Source organism: Enterobacter asburiae (assembly GCA_011754535.1).
Taxonomy (GTDB): domain Bacteria; phylum Pseudomonadota; class Gammaproteobacteria; order Enterobacterales; family Enterobacteriaceae; genus Enterobacter; species Enterobacter cloacae_N.
In genome coordinates, this window is record JAAQVN010000001.1 from 1199705 (window position 1) to 1217093 (window position 17389).

At 57.9% G+C, this 17389-nt stretch carries 16 protein-coding genes; 6 read left to right on the plus strand and 10 right to left on the minus strand.

Annotated elements, in window-relative coordinates; all coding sequences use genetic code 11:
• Positions 1–183: 183 nt before the first annotated feature.
• Positions 184–1392, minus strand: coding sequence for an MFS transporter (locus HBM95_05520; GenBank protein ID NIH42398.1), 1209 nt, complete (start codon positions 1390–1392; stop codon positions 184–186).
• 169 nt (positions 1393–1561) lie between these two features.
• On the opposite strand from HBM95_05520, the gene HBM95_05525 reads away from it, so the two are divergent.
• Complete coding sequence (locus HBM95_05525) at positions 1562–3214, plus strand: bifunctional UDP-sugar hydrolase/5'-nucleotidase (protein NIH42399.1); 1653 nt, start codon at positions 1562–1564, stop codon at positions 3212–3214.
• Positions 3215–3334: 120 nt separating this feature from the next.
• Here the strand turns inward: HBM95_05525 and ybaK are convergent, their stop codons facing one another.
• The 3 genes from ybaK to copA form a co-directional block, all read right to left on the minus strand.
• Complete coding sequence (gene ybaK, locus HBM95_05530; protein NIH42400.1) at positions 3335–3814, minus strand: Cys-tRNA(Pro)/Cys-tRNA(Cys) deacylase YbaK; 480 nt, start codon at positions 3812–3814, stop codon at positions 3335–3337.
• 198 nt (positions 3815–4012) lie between these two features.
• A complete protein-coding gene (locus HBM95_05535) occupies positions 4013–4807 on the minus strand; it encodes a conjugal transfer protein TraB (protein ID NIH42401.1) in 795 nt (264 codons plus the stop codon).
• A gap of 50 nt (positions 4808–4857) precedes the next feature.
• Positions 4858–7356 carry a copper-exporting P-type ATPase CopA gene (gene copA / locus HBM95_05540; GenBank protein ID NIH42402.1) on the minus strand — a complete coding sequence of 833 codons (2499 nt, stop codon included), beginning with the start codon at positions 7354–7356 and terminating at the stop codon, positions 4858–4860.
• 108 nt (positions 7357–7464) lie between these two features.
• Between copA and cueR the strand changes: the two genes are divergently transcribed.
• On the plus strand, positions 7465–7875 hold the full coding sequence (cueR, locus tag HBM95_05545) for a Cu(I)-responsive transcriptional regulator (protein ID NIH42403.1): 411 nt from the start codon (positions 7465–7467) through the stop codon (positions 7873–7875).
• Here the strand turns inward: cueR and HBM95_05550 are convergent.
• From HBM95_05550 to HBM95_05560, 3 genes are all read right to left on the minus strand, one after another.
• A complete protein-coding gene (locus HBM95_05550) occupies positions 7872–8324 on the minus strand; it encodes an NfeD family protein (GenBank protein ID NIH42404.1) in 453 nt (150 codons plus the stop codon). The genes cueR and HBM95_05550 overlap by 4 nt on opposite strands.
• The gene (locus HBM95_05555; protein NIH42405.1) at positions 8321–9235 is read right to left on the minus strand and encodes an SPFH/Band 7/PHB domain protein; all 915 of its coding nucleotides are present in this window, start codon (positions 9233–9235) and stop codon (positions 8321–8323) included. The genes HBM95_05550 and HBM95_05555 overlap by 4 nt, the downstream gene beginning before the upstream one ends.
• A 110-nt stretch (positions 9236–9345) precedes the next feature.
• Positions 9346–10203: a hypothetical protein gene (locus HBM95_05560; GenBank protein NIH42406.1), complete on the minus strand. Its 858-nt coding sequence runs from the start codon at positions 10201–10203 to the stop codon at positions 9346–9348.
• A 246-nt stretch (positions 10204–10449) separates the two neighbouring features.
• On the opposite strand from HBM95_05560, the gene fetA reads away from it, so the two are divergent.
• Positions 10450–11121, plus strand: a complete 672-nt coding sequence (gene fetA, locus HBM95_05565; protein NIH42407.1) for an iron ABC transporter ATP-binding protein FetA — start codon at positions 10450–10452, stop codon at positions 11119–11121.
• Complete coding sequence (gene fetB, locus HBM95_05570) at positions 11114–11896, plus strand: iron export ABC transporter permease subunit FetB (GenBank protein ID NIH42408.1); 783 nt, start codon at positions 11114–11116, stop codon at positions 11894–11896. The genes fetA and fetB overlap by 8 nt, the downstream gene beginning before the upstream one ends.
• Positions 11897–11945: 49 nt before the next feature.
• Here the strand turns inward: fetB and HBM95_05575 are convergent, their stop codons facing one another.
• From HBM95_05575 to tesA, 3 genes are read right to left on the minus strand one after another with little or no spacing between them, the layout of a single operon-like run.
• Positions 11946–12800 (minus strand): co-chaperone YbbN, encoded by an 855-nt coding sequence (locus HBM95_05575; protein NIH42409.1) that lies wholly within the window; start codon positions 12798–12800, stop codon positions 11946–11948.
• 59 nt (positions 12801–12859) lie between these two features.
• Positions 12860–13630: an SDR family oxidoreductase gene (locus tag HBM95_05580; protein NIH42410.1), complete on the minus strand. Its 771-nt coding sequence runs from the start codon at positions 13628–13630 to the stop codon at positions 12860–12862.
• 28 nt (positions 13631–13658) lie between these two features.
• Positions 13659–14282: a multifunctional acyl-CoA thioesterase I/protease I/lysophospholipase L1 gene (tesA, locus tag HBM95_05585; GenBank protein ID NIH42411.1), complete on the minus strand. Its 624-nt coding sequence runs from the start codon at positions 14280–14282 to the stop codon at positions 13659–13661.
• Here tesA and HBM95_05590 point away from each other — a divergent pair.
• Positions 14253–14939 (plus strand): ABC transporter ATP-binding protein, encoded by a 687-nt coding sequence (locus HBM95_05590; GenBank protein ID NIH42412.1) that lies wholly within the window; start codon positions 14253–14255, stop codon positions 14937–14939. The two genes, tesA and HBM95_05590, sit on opposite strands and share 30 nt — an antisense overlap.
• The gene (locus HBM95_05595) at positions 14936–17350 is read left to right on the plus strand and encodes an ABC transporter permease (GenBank protein NIH42413.1); all 2415 of its coding nucleotides are present in this window, start codon (positions 14936–14938) and stop codon (positions 17348–17350) included. The genes HBM95_05590 and HBM95_05595 overlap by 4 nt, the downstream gene beginning before the upstream one ends.
• Positions 17351–17389: the final 39 nt, after the last annotated feature.

Below are 17389 nucleotides of genomic sequence, written 5' to 3' on the forward strand. Positions count from 1 at the left end.
AGCCAGGTAATAGTTTATGACAATTTTTACCCTTATGTTTATGAATAATTGTTGAAGTTTGAATAAAACGGCAATATGCACGTAAAAAAGCGCATATTGATAAATTCAGTGAGGGGATAAAGAGGAAACCCTTATGGCGTAAGGGGGGAAGGTAGCCAAAGCAAAACTTTAGCTACCCTTTATTTAGGCTTTATGACGGTTATCAGGCAGGAATATGGTTAACATCCCAAGAAGCGGCAGGAAAGCGCAGATTTTATAAACCAGGAAGATGCTGGTGTGATCCGCAACCATCCCTAACACCGCTGCGCCAAGCCCTCCCATGCCGAAGGCGAAACCGAAAAAGAGTCCGGAAACCATACCGATCCGGCCAGGCAGCAGCTCCTGGGCATAGACCAGAATGGCGGAAAAAGCGGAAGCGAGGATAAAACCAATAATCACGGTTAAAATCCCCGTCCATTCAAGGCTCGCGTACGGCAAAATAAGGGTAAACGGTGCCACGCCGAGGATAGAGCCCCAAATGACATATTTACGGCCAATCTTATCCCCCACCGGCCCGCCAATGACCGTACCTGCCGCAACGGCGAACAGGAAGGCAAACAGGTGGAACTGCGCATTCTGTACCGATAATCCGAATTTTTGCATCAGATAAAAGGTGTAATAACTGCTGATGCTCGCCATATAGAAATATTTCGAGAAAATTAGCACCAGCAGCACAGAGACGGCCAGGATAACCTTATTGCGCGGCAGGGGATTGATAACCTTCGCTTTAGGTTTCCCTTTATTCACGCGATGCTGAGCGGCATACCAGCGGCTGATCTGCGCCAGCACGATAATAGCCAGCAGCGCGGCCAGCACAAACCAGGCCACGTTGCCTTTGCCGTACGGGGCGATAATCACCGCCGCCAGCAGCGGGCCGAGGGAGCTACCGAAGTTGCCCCCTACCTGGAAGAGTGACTGCGCCAGCCCGTGACGACCACCGGAAGCCATACGCGCCACGCGGGAGGATTCCGGATGGAAGACGGACGAGCCGGTGCCCACCAGCGCCGCGGCAATCAGCACCGTTTCAAAACTCCCCGCCATGGCCAGCAGCACCAGCCCGCTTAAGGTAAAGCACATGCCTATCGGCAGCGACCACGGCATCGGGTATTTATCCGTCCAGTAGCCCACCACCGGCTGTAGCAGCGAAGAGGCGAGCTGGAAGGTCAGGGTGATCATCCCGATCTGTACGAAGGTTAACGAAAACTCGGACTGCAGTAGCGGGTAGATTGCCAGAATCAACGACTGGATCATGTCGTTGAGCAGGTGCGAGAGGCTGATTGCGCCTAAGACTTTAAAAGAGGTGCGCGACGCCGGCGCGCCCGGAACGGGTTGGGTTGATTCACTGATTGCCATAGAGAGAAGTACCACGTCTTTAGTTATTAGAGATGCAGGGTGTAATTATTATCCGACTAACATACCCGCCTGTGACATTTGAAGAAAGTCGCAATTCTGAAAACTTATTTGTCTATTCTTGTTAGTCACTGTAATTTTTGCCTTTGTCTATTGGTCAGGGAGAGAGAAGATGAAGTTAATGAAGCGAGGCGTCGCGCTGGCGCTCATCGCCGCATGGGGGCTGACAAGCCTGCCCGCGCAGGCGTATGAAAAAGATAAAACCTATAAAATCACCATCCTGCATACTAACGATCATCACGGCCATTTCTGGCGCAGCGAATACGGCGAATACGGCCTGTCGGCGCAAAAAACTCTGGTGGACGGCATTCGCAAAGAGGTGGCGGCCCAGGGCGGCAGCGTGCTGCTGCTGTCGGGGGGCGATATCAACACCGGCGTGCCGGAATCCGATTTACAGGACGCTGAACCCGATTTCCGCGGCATGAATTTAATCGGTTACGACGCGATGGCCGTGGGTAACCACGAGTTTGATAACCCGCTGAGCGTGCTGCGTCAGCAGGAGAAATGGTCCAAATTCCCGTTCCTCTCCGCCAATATTTATCAGAAAAGCACCGGCGAACGTCTGTTTAAGCCGTGGGCGCTGTTTAAGCGTCAGGATCTCAAAATCGCGGTCATTGGCTTAACCACCGACGATACGGCAAAAATCGGCAACCCTGAGTTCTTCACCGATATCGAATTCCGCAAACCGGCAGACGAAGCGAAGCTGGTGATTCAGGAGCTGCAGCAGAACGAAAAGCCGGACGTGATTATCGCCACTACCCACATGGGACACTACGATAACGGCGAGCACGGCTCCAATGCGCCCGGCGACGTGGAGATGGCGCGCAGCCTGCCGGCAGGCTCGCTGGCGATGATTGTGGGTGGTCACTCACAGGATCCGGTGTGTATGGCTTCCGAAAACAAAAAGCAGGTGGACTACGTGCCGGGCACGCCATGCGCGCCAGACCGTCAGAACGGTATCTGGATAGTGCAGGCGCACGAGTGGGGTAAATACGTGGGTCGGGCGGATTTTGAGTTCCGTAACGGCGAGATGAAGCTGGTGCGCTATCAGCTCATTCCGGTCAATCTGAAGAAAAAAGTAACCTACCCGGACGGGAAAAGCGAGCGGGTACTTTACACGCCAGAGATTGCTGAAAACCAGCAGATGCTCTCCCTGCTGACGCCGTTCCAGAATAAAGGCAAGGCGCAGCTGGACGTGAAAATCGGCACGCTGAACGGTCGTCTGGAAGGGGACCGCAGCAAAGTCCGCTTCGTGCAGACTAACATGGGCCATCTGGTGCTGGCGGCGCAAATGGCGCGCACGAATGCCGACTTTGGCGTAATGAGCGGCGGCGGCATTCGTGACTCCATCGAAGGTGGAAACATCACCTACAAAGACGTCCTGAAAGTGCAGCCGTTCGGCAACGTGGTGGTGTATGCGGATATGAGCGGGAAAGAGGTCGTTGACTACCTGACCGCCGTGGCGCAGATGAAGCCGGACTCGGGTGCCTATCCGCAGTTTGCCAACGTCAGCTTTGTGGCGAAGGACGGCAAGCTCAACGATCTGAAAATCAAAGGCGAGCCGGTCGATCCGGCGAAAACCTACCGTCTGGCGACGTTAAGCTTTAACGCCACCGGCGGCGACGGCTATCCGCACATTGATAATAAACCGGGCTACGTAAATACCGGCTTTATCGATGCGGAAGTGCTGAAGCAGTACATCGAGCAGAATTCGCCGATTGACGTGAACGCGTATGAGCCGAAGGGCGAGGTGAGCTGGCAGTAGTGTTGTGCGGCCTGATGCCCTCACCCCAACCCTCTCCCACCGGGAGAGGGCGCGAACACAAAAAACGGTAACGCCTGTTACCGTTTTGCTTTTACCTCGCTGCGCCACCGGGCAATTTTCTCAATCCCGGCGCGCAATATCCGCAAACTTCGCGTCCAGCATTTTCGCCAGATCGCCCGCCGCCAGCTCGATATCCAGCCCGCGTTTGCCGCCGGATATAAAGATGGTTTCAAACTCCTGGGAAGGCGCATCAATCAGCGTCGGCAGGCGTTTTTTCTGTCCGAGCGGGCTGATCCCACCCACCAGATAGCCCGTGGTGCGTTGCGCAACTATCGGGTCGGCCATATCCACCTTCTTCGCCCCCAGCGCTTTGGCGACTTTCTTCAGATCCAGCTGTCCCGCCACCGGGGTAACCGCCACGGCGAGGTGCTTCATATCACCATTCACCGCGACCAGCAGCGTTTTATAGACCTGGTCAGCGTTCAGCCCCAGCTTTCGCACCACTTCATCACCAAAGTTGGTTTCGTTCGGATCGTGATCGTAGGTGTGGATCCGGAAAGAAATGTTGTGTTTTTCGAGTAATTTAACGGCGGGAGTCATAGCTATCCTTCTTACGACAGACAATTCATGCGGCCAGCATACGCCTGACGTTTGTCTAAAAAATAGCACCATCTTGCGCAATAGTGTTGGCAGTGATGGTCACTTTGAGCGACAATCGGCTCAGCCGAAGGTCACTTCGGTATAATAAAAACGATGAAATTCCTCTTTGACGGGCCAATAGAGATATTGGCCATTTTTTTATTTCAACAGCGACGGCAAATTCCCTTCGCCGTATAAATGCAGCGCCCCGACCGCCACCACGTATTCCCCCGCAGGTAAAGCATGCAGCGTCTCTCGCCAGGCTTTGTTGCGCGCATTCATCAGCACATCATACAGCGATTCGCTGAACGTCGACGGTAACGCCAGCTTACCGTCCGCGGGCGGTGCATCCAGCCACCAGCCAATCATGGTTTGCAGCAGGCGCGCGTTGGTGTGCCAGTGGGTGAGGGTATCATCCAGCAGCATCAGACCGTCATCAGGAAGCTGGCGCAGGAGCGCAATCTGGCTGTCCGTCCCTTCCAGCTCGATGATGGGCATACGGCGCGCCCGCGCCACGTTCAGTAGCTGATAATCAATGCCGTAATCACCGCGCAGGCCCAGACGCTGCGCCTGCGTGGCCTGCAGTACCATGGCAATTTGCCACAGCGGCAGGGTATCAATCATGGGGAGCGACACGCCAGTTTCATCCGCGACGCGCGTCAGTTCCGCAAGCTGGGCCTCATTCAGACGTTCCGCCAGTGGGAGATCGCTTTCAAGCCCGGCAAACGGCGACTCGTGGCCGGAAATGTCCGCCTCGACGACCAGCGCGTCGGCGCGCTTCAGGCGTTTTATCAGACCGGGTGGCAGGGGTGACATCCCCTGCGTGCCCATATGGATGCTGCCGACCAGGTGAAGGTGTTGCCCACCCGGAAGCGTAATATCCATACCGGGCCAGTCATAGCGGCGGGGGAAGAGGGCGCGAAACGATGCTTTTATACGATTAAACAGACTCATACGCGCTCCATGACCGGAAAGGGTCATGCTAGCGCGTACGAGAACAAGGTTCAATCTTTCGGTTTAAACCGCAGCAGACGGTTGGCGTTGCTCACCACGGTGATGGACGAGAGCGCCATCGCAGCACCCGCAACAACCGGGTTCAGCAGGGTGCCGGTCAGCGGCCACAAAATGCCTGCGGCAACCGGGATACCGAGCGAGTTATAAATAAATGCCCCCAGTAGGTTCTGCTTCATGTTGCGCAGCGTGGCTTTCGAAATGGCCAGCGCATCGGCAACGCCCATCAGGCTGTGGCGCATCAGCGTAATGGCGGCGGTTTCAATGGCGACATCGCTCCCGCCGCCCATGGCAATCCCCACGTCCGCCTGGGCCAGCGCCGGGGCATCGTTGATGCCGTCGCCCACCATCGCCACCTGGCGACCCTGACTTTGCAGGTTCTTGATGGCGTCCGCTTTGCCATCCGGCAGCACGCCCGCAATCACCTCATCTATACCGGCTTCTTTCGCGATGGCGTTGGCGGTGGTCGGGTTGTCCCCGGTCAGCATCACCAGACGGTAGCCCGCGCGGTGCAGTCGCTGTAAGGCATCCACGCTGTCCTGGCGAAGCGGATCGCGCACGGCCAGCAGCGCGGCAGCGTTGCCATCCACCGCCAGCAGAACCGGGGTGGCGCCCTGAGAGGCCTGTGCTTTCAGCGCATCTTCCAGCGCGGACGTATCAACACCGTTTTTATTGAGCAGCGCCTGGTTACCCAGCAGCAGCGCGTGGCCGTCGGCTTCACCGCTGACGCCTAGCCCGCGCAGGGTGCGGAAATTGCTGACCTGCGGCAGGGCAGAAGCATTCGCCTTATCGAGAATGGCGCGGGCCAGCGGGTGGCTGGAACCCTGCTCCAGCGCGGCGGCAAGGCGCAGCGCGTCCTCTTCCGCAATGCCAGCGGTGCTCACGGCCACAACCTGCGGTTTGCCCTCGGTTAGCGTGCCGGTTTTATCAAAGACAATGGTATCCAGCGTGCTCGCCCGCTGCAGGGCATCTGCATCACGGACCAGCACGCCAAACTCGGCGGCGCGTCCGACGCCGGAGATAATCGACATCGGTGTCGCCAGGCCAAGGGCGCACGGACAGGCGATGATCAGCACTGTGGTGGCGATCACCAGGGTGTAAACAATCTGCGGTGCCGGGCCGAAGAAATACCAGATAGCCGCGCTCAGCAGGGCAATGCCGACCACCACCGGCACAAAAATGGCCGAGATTCTGTCAGCAAGCTGGCCAATTTCCGGCTTGCTGCTCTGCGCCTGACGCACCATGCGGATAATACGCGACAGCGTCGTGTGGCTGCCGACGGCGCTGGCGGTAAACAGCACGCTGCCGTCCTGCACCACCGTGCCAGCATGAACGGCGTCGCCGTCTGATTTCTGCTGAGGGATAGGCTCGCCGGTCAGCATCGCTTCATCCAGCCAGGCTTCGCCCTGGGTTATCTTACCGTCAACGGGAACGCGATCGCCCGTCGTCAGGCGCAGCGTCATGCCGGGCTGAACTTCCGCCAGCGGGACGCTTTTCTCCCCGTCGTCCGTAACCACGCGGGCCGTCGGCGGGGTTAAATCGAGCAAGCGTTCCAGCGCTTTCGAGGAGCGCTGACGGGCACGGGCTTCCAGCATATGGCCCAGGTTAATCAGGCCGATAATCATCGCGCTCGCTTCATAATAGAGATGCCGCGCCTCCATCGGGAACCACTGGGGCCAGACGTTCACGCTCATTGAATAGAGCCACGCCGCGCCGGTACCGAGCGCGACCAGCGTATCCATCGTCGCAGTGCGGTTTTTCAGGCTCTTCCAGGCGCTGGTATAGAAATGCCCGCCTGCAAAGACCATGACCGCCAGAGTAATCAGGCCTATCGCCAGCCACAGCGTGCGGTTTTCAGCGGTGACCATCATGTTGTCACCCATCATGCCCCAGACCATCACCGGAATACCGACCAGCAGGGCAACGATCGCCTGCCAGCGGAAGCGCTTCATGGTGGCGATAGCCGTTTCCTGCTGGCGCTCGCGGCGCTCGGCATCGTCTTCGATGGCCTCCGCCCCGTAGCCCGCTTTCTCAACGGCCTGTACTAAATCTGCGGCGGAGGCACTGCCCATCACCAGCGCAGTACGCTCCGCAAGGTTGACCCGTGCCTGCGCGACGCCCGGTACGGCCTGCAAGGCGTTTTGTACCCGAGAGACGCAGCTGGCGCAGCTCATGCCGTTGATCAGCAGCTGTTGGCTGTCATCAATATCATCAGTTGCCGGAAGCTCAGGAGTGGCCGCTGTCAGTGCTTCCGACGGGGATGATGACTCTGCCAGCGGTTTAGCCTTTGGGTGGCTTAACTCCGCCCCGTAACCGGCCTGTTTAATGGTATCAATCAGCGCGTCGGCGCTGGCGCTGCCGGTTACGGCGGCATGATCGATAGTCACTTCAGCGCTTTCCACATCAGGACGCTGTTCCAGGCTTTCTTTCACGCGTTTGACGCAGTGGCCGCAGGAGAGGCCGTCCAGCGTAAGGTCGATAGTGTGAGACATAACAAAACTCCCGTATAATATATTGGTCAGTTGTTGACCGGAGTAACGCTTTTCGCTAACTGTTATGAAGGTTAAACCTTCCATCAAGGGGAAGGTCAAGGGGGAAAAGTGAATATCAGTGACGTGGCAAAAAAAACGGGCTTAACCAGCAAGGCAATCCGCTTTTATGAAGAGAAGGGGCTGGTGACGCCACCGCTGCGCAGTGAAAACGGCTACCGCAGCTATACGCAGCTGCATCTCGATGAACTGACGCTGCTGCGCCAGGCAAGACAGGTGGGGTTTAACCTGGAAGAGTGCGGCGAGCTGGTTAACCTGTTTAACGATCCGAAGCGCCACAGCGCCGACGTAAAAAAACGCACGCTGGAAAAAGTGGCAGAGATTGAACGCCACATCATCGAGCTGCAGGCGATGCGCGAACAGCTGTTGCAGCTGGCGGAATCCTGTCCGGGGGATGACAGCGCCGACTGCCCGATTATCGATAATCTTGCCGGCTGCTGCCATCGCAAAACCCACGCTTAGCAGGCTTTCACCCGCAGCGTAATTCCTTCCACCGCAATGACCTCAACCTGTGTTCCGGCGCTGAGGTCGTTGTCGGCCACCACCGGCCACGAGCTGTCGCCCACGCGCATATGCCCGCGCCCGTTCACCAGCGCGGCGTCGAGCGTAAAGCGCTTGCCGATAATCTGCTGTCCGCGCTGGTTAAGATGCGCGTCCAGCGGTTTCTGCTCTTTTACCTGGCGGTTAAGCCAGCGCCACCACAGCCAGGCGGCGACCAGCGTCAGCACGGCAAACAGCGCGCCCTGCCACGCCCAGTCCAGAGGAAGGATCCAGACCAGCAGGCCAGTAATGACAGCGGCAACACCGCTCCAGAGCAGGTAGCCGTTGCCGCCCAGCATTTCCGCCGCCAGCAATAAGCCACCGAGGCTTAGCCAGAAGGCATGAGGATGTGCAACGATGAGCTCAATCATTTTTTACGCTCGTTTCCGCTGTCTTTGATCAGTTCGGCGATCCCCGCGATAGAGCCCATCAGGCTGCTGGCGTCCAGCGGCATCATCACCACTTTGCTGTTGTTCGCGGAGCCGATCTCTTTCAGCGCATCGGTATATTTTTGCGCGACGAAGTAGTTCACGGCCTGAATGTCCCCGGCGGCAATCGCCTCGGAGACCATCTGCGTCGCACGGGCTTCCGCTTCTGCGGAACGTTCACGCGCTTCTGCCTGCAAGAACGCGGACTGACGGTCGCCTTCGGCTTTCAGGATCTGCGACTGTTTTTCCCCTTCCGCTTTGAGGATCTCCGCCTGACGGACCCCTTCGGCTTCCAGAATATAGGCGCGCTTGGTGCGCTCGGCCTTCATCTGGGCGTTCATGGAGGCGATAAGCTCAGCCGGCGGGCGCACGTCGCGGATCTCAATACGGGTAACTTTGATCCCCCACGGGTTCGTGGCCTCGTCGACAATGTGCAGCAGGCGGGTATTGATGCTGTCGCGCTGGGAGAGCATCTCGTCCAGCTCCATCGAGCCGAGCACGGTACGGATGTTGGTCATGGTCAGGTTGACGATCGCCAGCTCCAGGTTGCTCACCTCATAGGCCGCTTTCGGGGCATCAATCACCTGAATAAAGCAGACGGCATCAATGGTGACGTTGGCGTTATCTTTGGAGATCACTTCCTGAGAGGGGATATCCAGCACCTGTTCCATCATGTTGATCTTGCGACCAATTCTGTCCATGAACGGGATAATCAGGCTTAAGCCGGGCTGCAGCGTGTTGGTATAGCGGCCGAAGCGCTCTACGGTCCACTGATAACCCTGCGGGACAATTTTGACGCCTGCGCCCACAATAACCAGCGCAACGAATATTAGGACGGGAACAACGATGAGCATAAAAACCTCCTGTTTTGCATGCTTTGGTGAGAAAAAGAGCGTGTTTGCTTTTCGTAAGTATATCGGCTAATGGGCTAAAATCCGCCCCGTCCGACGGGCGGGGCGGTGTGTCAGTGGTAGCTGTAGGTAAAGTCAGCGATCAGCGCATCGTCACCCGCATCAGCGATGGCTTTCGACAGGCCGTGATAGAAGGTTTCCAGCCCAATCTCTTCTACCTGGTGCAGCTGCTCACGGATCGGTGCGCAGAACAGTTCCGCATTGCCCGCGCCAACGCGCTTGTTGTTCGGCGGAAGTTGACCGGTGATCCCTTTGAACCAGGTGCGTACCGCGCCTTTCAGAGAGTTGGGCGCGTCGTTGACGGCGTCGTGTCCCGTCAGAATTTGCAGCGTCGGGAACTGGTCTGCACACACTGCCGTTTTCATGCGCGCATAAAACTGGCTGAAGAGTTCGAAAGACTGCAGATCGGTGACTTTGGGTTTGGTCGTTTTGCCCTGAACGTTGCCTGTCTTTTTCGCTGCGGGCTGCGCGGGCGCCAGCTTATTAAGCTGCAGATCGAACAGCAGGTTCGCGTGTTCGCGTCGTTTGCTTACGTCCGGGAAGCGTTCGATAAACGCGCGGATAAATTCCGGCGTCATCAGGTCAGCAAAATCATGGTTGACCAGCCACTGGCCGCGGGCAAACTCACCGGGAGACTGGAACCAGGCCGGAACCTTGCCCGGCTCGAACTCTTTGACATTTCCTTTGCCGTCGATTTCAACGAAGCGAGTGCCGTTGTCAAACGCAAAGCGGCAATTCTTCAGCTGAATGACCGGCTTCATCTTCAGCAGGCCCTTAACAAACCGGACAAGCTCTCCCCCGAACACATAAGCCGTAACGGATTCTGAAGCAATAGCGGCAAGAAGCTGATCGATGGTTTTCACGCCAGGTTCAAGTTCAGAAAACTCATAAAAAGTGTGAATATTAGACATTCTGGTACTTCCTTATTGTGTTGCGGGCAGAGCTTAACACCACTTTAACGAATGTTCTAAACCAGGGATGCGGAAGTGTCGCTAAGGTCACGGCGTAAACTGTAAAGCGAAAGTGTAAAGCATGTCTAATGAATGCACGTTAAACACAATGGGAAGTCTTGGTGGCGAAAGGGGGCGCTAAAACGCGTTGTGACGAACGTGCGGCACGGATTATGCTAATAACGCTCGGTGGTTACTGGAAAAAATATGAACAACGAAAATGCAGTTTTGCAGATAAAGGACGTCGGCTTTCGTGTCGCGAATAACACGATCCTTCAGCACGTCGGCTTTAACCTTTCTCCCGGTGAGTTCAAGCTAATAACGGGGCCGTCAGGCTGCGGTAAAAGTACCTTACTGAAGATTGTGGCCTCACTTCTGAGCCCAACGGAGGGGACCATTCTGTTTGAAGGGCAAGATATTGCGTCCCTTTCTCCGGAAAGCTATCGCCAGCAGGTCTCTTATTGCGTACAAACGCCAACGCTTTTTGGCGACACGGTTTTTGACAACCTGATTTTTCCGTGGCAAATCCGCAATAAAACGCCGGAGCCGGAAAAATTCATCAACGATCTGGCCCGTTTTGGCCTGGCGAAGGAGACGCTGACCAAATCCGTCAGTGAGCTCTCGGGCGGAGAGAAGCAGCGCGTCTCGCTGATCCGTAATCTGCAGTTCTTACCGAAAGTATTGCTGCTGGATGAAATCACCAGCGCGCTCGATGACGCCAACAAACGCAACGTCAACGAGATTATTCATCGTTACGCCCGCGAGCAGAATATTGCCGTGCTGTGGGTGACGCATGACTCAAACGAAATTACCCATGCGGATGACGTGATTACGCTCCAGCCGCACGGCGGGAAAATGCAGGAGGCCAACCGTGGGTGAGCATAACATTACCAATGAATCTCTGGCGTTTTCGATGGTGCTGGTGCTGATTGCGATTGTGGTCAGCTACCGGGAAAAGCTGGGGCTGGAAAAAGATATTGTCTGGAGCATCTGCCGCGCGGTGATTCAGCTCATCATCGTCGGCTATGTGCTTAAGTATATTTTCAACGTCAACCACGCGGTGCTGACGCTGCTGATGGTGCTCTTTATCTGCTTTAACGCGGCGTGGAACGCGCAGAAACGCAGTAAATATATTGATAAGGCGTTTATCTCGTCGTTTATCGCGATTACCACCGGGACGGCGCTCACCCTGGCGGTGCTGGTGCTCTCCGGCTCGATTGAGTTTACGCCGATGCAGGTAATCCCTATCTCCGGGATGATTGCCGGGAACGCGATGGTGGCCGTTGGGCTTTGCTACAACAACCTCGGCCAGCGTGTCAGCAGCGAACAGCAGCAGCTACAGGAGAAGCTAAGCCTGGGGGCGACGCCAAAAGTGGCCTCGGCGCGGCTGATCCGTGAGAGCATTCGCTCATCGCTGATCCCTACCGTGGATTCAGCCAAAACGGTGGGGCTGGTGAGCCTGCCGGGCATGATGTCGGGGCTAATCTTTGCCGGTATCGATCCGGTAAAAGCGATTAAGTATCAGATCATGGTGACGTTTATGCTGCTTTCCACGGCGAGCCTGTCAACCATCATTGCCTGCTACCTGACGTATCGGAAGTTCTACAACGTGCGTCACCAACTGGTGGTGACGCAGTTGAAAAAGTCGGCGTAAACCGTCTTTTGTAGGCCCGGTAAGGCGGAGCCGCCACCGGGCTTTTTTATCAGTACAGCAGCGCATACAGCTGACGACGATACTTCGACGCCAGCGCGTCTCCGGTGCCCAGCGCGGCCAGGATCTCCTGGAACATCTTGCGCGCCTGGCCGTCTGCGGCAGCCAGATCTTTCTGCAGGTGGCTGAACAGCAGCTCCAGCGCCTCTTCGTTACGTCCTACCTGATGCAGCTGCAGCGCCAGCTGGCTTGCCAGCGCGGCATCCGCCGGGTTGTCGGCGACCTGCAGCTGCAGCTGCTGAATTTCCGGGGTGTCCGCTGCCTGCTTCAGCAGCTCAATCTGCGCTACCAGTCCCTGATAGCGGGTGTCCTGATCCTGCATTGGAACCGTCTTGAGCACGGCTTCTGCGTCTTCTGAACGGTGCAGGGCAATCTGCGTTTCCGCCAGCAGCAGACCAATCTGGCTGTTCTGGTTCGACAACTGCCACGCCTCTTTCAGCAAAGGCAGTGCTTCGTCGTATTTGCCTTCCTGCATCAGCGCCATGCCTTCCTGCGCTTTAAGCTCTTCTTCGCGCGGCAGCACCTTATCCAGCAGGGCGCGGATAGCCTCTTCCGGCTGCGGTCCCTGGAAGCCATCAACAGGCTGACCGTTCTGGAACAGGTAGACGGTTGGAATGGCGCGCAGACCAAACTGCGACGCGACCATCGGCTCGGCGTCACAGTCCAGCTTAGCGAGAATAAACTGCCCGTTGTACTGGGCGGCAAGGCTTTCCAGCACCGGCGTCAGCTGTAGACAGTGCTGGCTGCGCTCAGACCAGAAGTAGAACAGCACCGGTTTGGTCATTGACTGTTCGAGGACCTGTTGCAGGTTTGCTTCAGTAATATTGACGATATTCTGTACGGACATGCGGCTTTCTCTTTTGTCGGTTTGTTCTTTACATGGGGGATAAGCGTCGTCGCTTCAACTCAACCCTGTAAAATTTTGTCCATTATCCTGCCCGGCAGCAGGCGCTTTAACCAGCCTACGGCATGGGTGACCAGCGTCACCGGGTAGCGCATCTTCGGATGTTCACTCTCAAAAGCATGGCGCACTTTGGCAACCACCGCCTCTGGCCCGAGGGTAAAGCGTGCGGCAATGCCGGGGTTTTCGACCGGCTTATCCGCCTGCGTCTGGTTAACGTTCTCGGTAAAGCGGGTGCGGATCGGGCCGGGCTCAATCAGGCTGACCTTGATGCCGCTGTGGCGTAACTCCATGCGCAGGGCATCGGACCAGGCTTCCAGCGCATATTTACTGGCGGCGTAGGCGCCGCGCCCCGGGGTAGAAATCAGCCCCATCACTGACGATGTCATTACGATGCGCCCTTCGCCGTGCGGTAGCATGGCCGGGAGCAGACGCATGGTGAGCTGATGCACGCCAAAGAAATTGGTTGAAAACTGTTTCTCCAGCGTTTCACGCGAGAGCGTATCCAGCGGGCCATATACGCCGTAGCCGGCATTGTTAAAGAGCCCGTACAGACGATTGTTGGTCAGGGCTATCACCTCGTCGGCGGCGCGTTCAACGCTCTCCGGCGAGTCCATATCCAGCTGTACGCCGGTGAAGCCCATTGCGTTCATGCGCTCGACATCGTCAGGCTTGCGGCAGGCTGCCAGCACCCGAAATCCCTGGCGCTTTAATTCGAGCGCGCTTTCAAGACCGATTCCGCTGGAACATCCTGTAATTAAGACCGATTTTTGCATAACTTTACCTGTCAGGATCTCCGCTTAATCAGGAGTCATGTTTAACTAAAGGAGCCAGCCGCGTTGCCATCCAGTCGGCAATAAACGGCTGCGCATCGCGATTGGGGTGGATACCGTCGTCCTGCATCCACTGGGGTTTGAGATAGACCTCTTCCATGAAAAATGGCAGGAGCGGAATATCAAACTCTTTGGCAAGCTTAGGGTAGATCGCGCTAAAGGCCTCATTATACCGACGACCGTAGTTGGCGGGCAGGCGAATTTGCATCAGCAGCGGCTGGGCGTTTGCCGCCTTGATGTCCTGCAAAATGGTGCGCAGCGTTTGCTCGGTTTGCTGAGGCTGGAAGCCGCGCAGGCCGTCATTACCGCCCAGCTCAACCAGCACCCAGCGCGGCTGATGCTGCTTGAGCAGCGCAGGCAGGCGCGACAGCCCTTGCTGAGAGGTATCGCCGCTAATGCTGCCGTTGACAACGGTCGTCTTGCTTTGCCATTTGTCATTGAGCAGAGCTGGCCAGGCCGCGCTGGCCGCCATGCGGTAGCCCGCGCTCAGGCTGTCGCCAAGAATCAGTAACGTGTCCGCTGCCGCCGCGCGGAAGGTCATCAGCATCAAAAACAGGAAGGGCAAATGCCAGCGGAAAACAGTGTTGAAGTTCATCGTCTTAAGAAGTCCGTCGGTCAGGGGGAGCAGGAGCTTTCAATCCTTACCGGAGTTGAACTCGTTGTCAAACGCGCCGAAACCATCGCGCTGATTGGCGAATCCGGTTCCGGCAAGTCCACGCTGCTGGCGATTCTGGCCGGTCTGGATGACGGCAGTAGCGGCGAAGTCCACCTCGTCGGGCAGCCGCTGCACCAGCTTGATGAAGAGGCGCGAGCCGCGCTGCGCGCGCGTCATATCGGTTTTGTCTTTCAGTCCTTTATGCTGATCCCGACGCTGAACGCGCTGGAAAACGTCGAGCTCCCGGCGCTGCTGCGCGGCGAAAAGAGTCGCGAAAGCCGCACGCATGCGAAGACGCTGCTGGAACAGCTCGGTCTGGGCAAGCGCCTCGACCATCTTCCCGCCCAGCTTTCCGGCGGCGAGCAGCAGCGCGTGGCGCTGGCGCGCGCCTTTAACGGACGCCCCGAGGTGCTGTTTGCCGATGAGCCCACCGGCAACCTTGACCGTAAAACCGGCGACAAAATTGCTGACCTGCTGTTTTCGCTGAACCGTGAACATGGCACCACGCTTATTCTGGTGACGCACGATCCGCAGCTGGCCGCCCGCTGCGACCGTCGCCTGCGGCTGGTGAACGGTATCCTTCAGGAGGAAGCATGATTGCCCGCTGGTTCTGGCGCGAGTGGCGCTCGCCCTCGCTGCTGATTGTCTGGCTGGCGTTAAGCCTGGCGGTGGCCTGCGTGCTGGCGCTTGGCAGCGTCAGCGACCGCATGGAAAAAGGGCTTAGCCAGCAGAGCCGCGAATTTATGGCCGGGGACCGGGCGCTGCAAAGTTCGCGTCCTGTTCCGCCTGGCTGGATTGAGGAAGCGCGTAAAGAAGGGCTGAAGGTGGGGGAGCAAATCACCTTCCAGACCATGACCTTCGCGGGAGACACCCCGCAGCTCGCCAGCGTGAAAGCCGTGGACGACGTCTACCCGATGTACGGTGAATTACAAACCAGCCCGCCGGGGTTAAAGCCGATGCCCGGTACGGTGCTGCTGGCATCGCGCTTGATGGCGCTTCTGAACCTGAAACCCGGCGACAGTATCGACGTGGGCGACGCGACGCTGAAAATCGCCGGGGAAGTGGTCCAGGAGCCTGACTCCGGCTTTAACCCGTTCCAGCTTGCGCCGCGCCTGTTGATGAACACCGCGGATGTTCCGGCAACCCATGCCGTCCAGCCGGGAAGCCGCGTGACCTGGCGCTACAAGTTTGGCGGCACGCCTGCCCAACTTGAGGCGTATGAAAAATGGCTTCTGCCGCAGCTCAAGCCGGAGCACCGCTGGTACGGGCTGGAGCAGGACGAGGGGGCGCTCGGTAAATCCCTGGAGCGTTCTCAGCAGTTCCTGCTGCTGTCGGCATTGTTGACCCTGCTGCTGGCGGTGGCGGCGGTTGCCGTGGCGATGGGGCATTACTGCCGCAGCCGCTACGACCTGGTGGCGATCCTTAAAACCCTCGGCGCGGGGCGCAAGCAGCTGCGCAAGCTGATCGTTGGCCAGTGGCTGATGCTGCTGGTGCTGTCAGCATTCAGCGGCGGGATAATGGGGCTGCTGTTTGAAAAGCTGCTGATGGTGATGCTGAAACCGGTACTCCCGACCGCATTGCCCCCGGCCAGCCTCTGGCCGTGGCTGTGGGCGATTGGCGCGATGACGGTGATTTCGGTGCTGGTGGGGCTGCGTCCGTACAGGCTGCTGCTCGCGACGCAGCCTCTGCGCGTGCTGCGCAATGATGTGGTGGCGAACGTCTGGCCGCTGAAGTTCTATCTTCCGGTGATTATTGCCGTCGCTGTCGGGCTGCTGGCCTGGCTGATGGGCGGCAGCACGCTGCTGTGGGCGGTGCTGGCCGGGGCGGTTGTGCTGGCGCTGCTGTGCGGCGTGCTGGGCTGGATACTGCTCAACGTCCTGAAAAGGCTGACGGTAAAATCCCTGCCCGTGCGGCTTGCGGTCAACCGCCTGCTGCATCAGCCCTGGTCAACGCTAAGCCAGCTGTCGGCTTTTTCTCTGTCGTTTATGCTGCTGGCGCTGCTTTTAGTGTTGCGCGGGGATCTGCTGGATCGCTGGCAGCAGCAGCTTCCCCCGGAAAGCCCGAACTATTTCCTGATCAACATCGCGCCGGAACAGGTCGCGCCGCTGAAGGGCTTCCTGTCGGAGCATCACATTATCCCCGAGTCGTTCTACCCCATCGTTCGCGCGCGTCTGACGCAGATCAACGGCCAGTCAACCGAGGGGAACAAGGACGAGTCGCTGAACCGCGAACTGAACCTGACGTGGCAGGAGAAACGTCCAGACCATAACCCGATTACGGCCGGTAGCTGGCCGCCGAAAGCGGGGGAGGTGTCGATGGAAGAGGGGCTGGCGACGCGCCTGAAGGTGAAGCTCGGGGACAGCGTGACCTTCACCGGTGATACCCAGGATTTTACCGCGAAAGTTACCAGCCTGCGTAAAGTGGACTGGGAAAGCCTGCGACCAAACTTCTTCTTTATCTTCCCGCCGGGCGCGCTGGACGGACAGCCGCAGAGCTGGCTGACCAGCTTCCGCTGGGAAAACGGCAACGGCATGCTGACGCAGCTTAACCGGGAATTCCCGACGGTCAGCCTGCTGGATATTGGCGCGATCCTGAAACAGGTGGGGCAGGTGCTGGAGCAGGTCAGCCGCGCGCTTGAGGTCATGGTCGTGCTGGTGATGATCTGCGGCGTGCTGCTGCTGCTGGCTCAGGTGCAGGTGGGCATGCGGCAGCGTCATCAGGAGCTGATAGTTTACCGCACGCTCGGGGCGGGTAAGCGCCTGCTGCGCATGACCCTCTGGAGCGAGTTTGCGCTGCTGGGGCTGGTGGCGGGTCTGGTCGCGGCGATTGGCGCTGAGACGGCGCTGGCGGTGCTGCAGACAAAGGTCTTCGACTTCCCGTGGGAGCCTGACTGGCGCCTCTGGTTGATCCTGCCGCTCTGCGGTGCGGTGCTGCTTTCTCTTTGCGGAGGCTGGCTCGGCACGCGACTGTTAAAGGGTAAAGCGCTGTTCCGTCAGTTTGTGAGTTGATTTAGCACGGTGATAGTTGCGCGCCGGGTTTTAATGCCG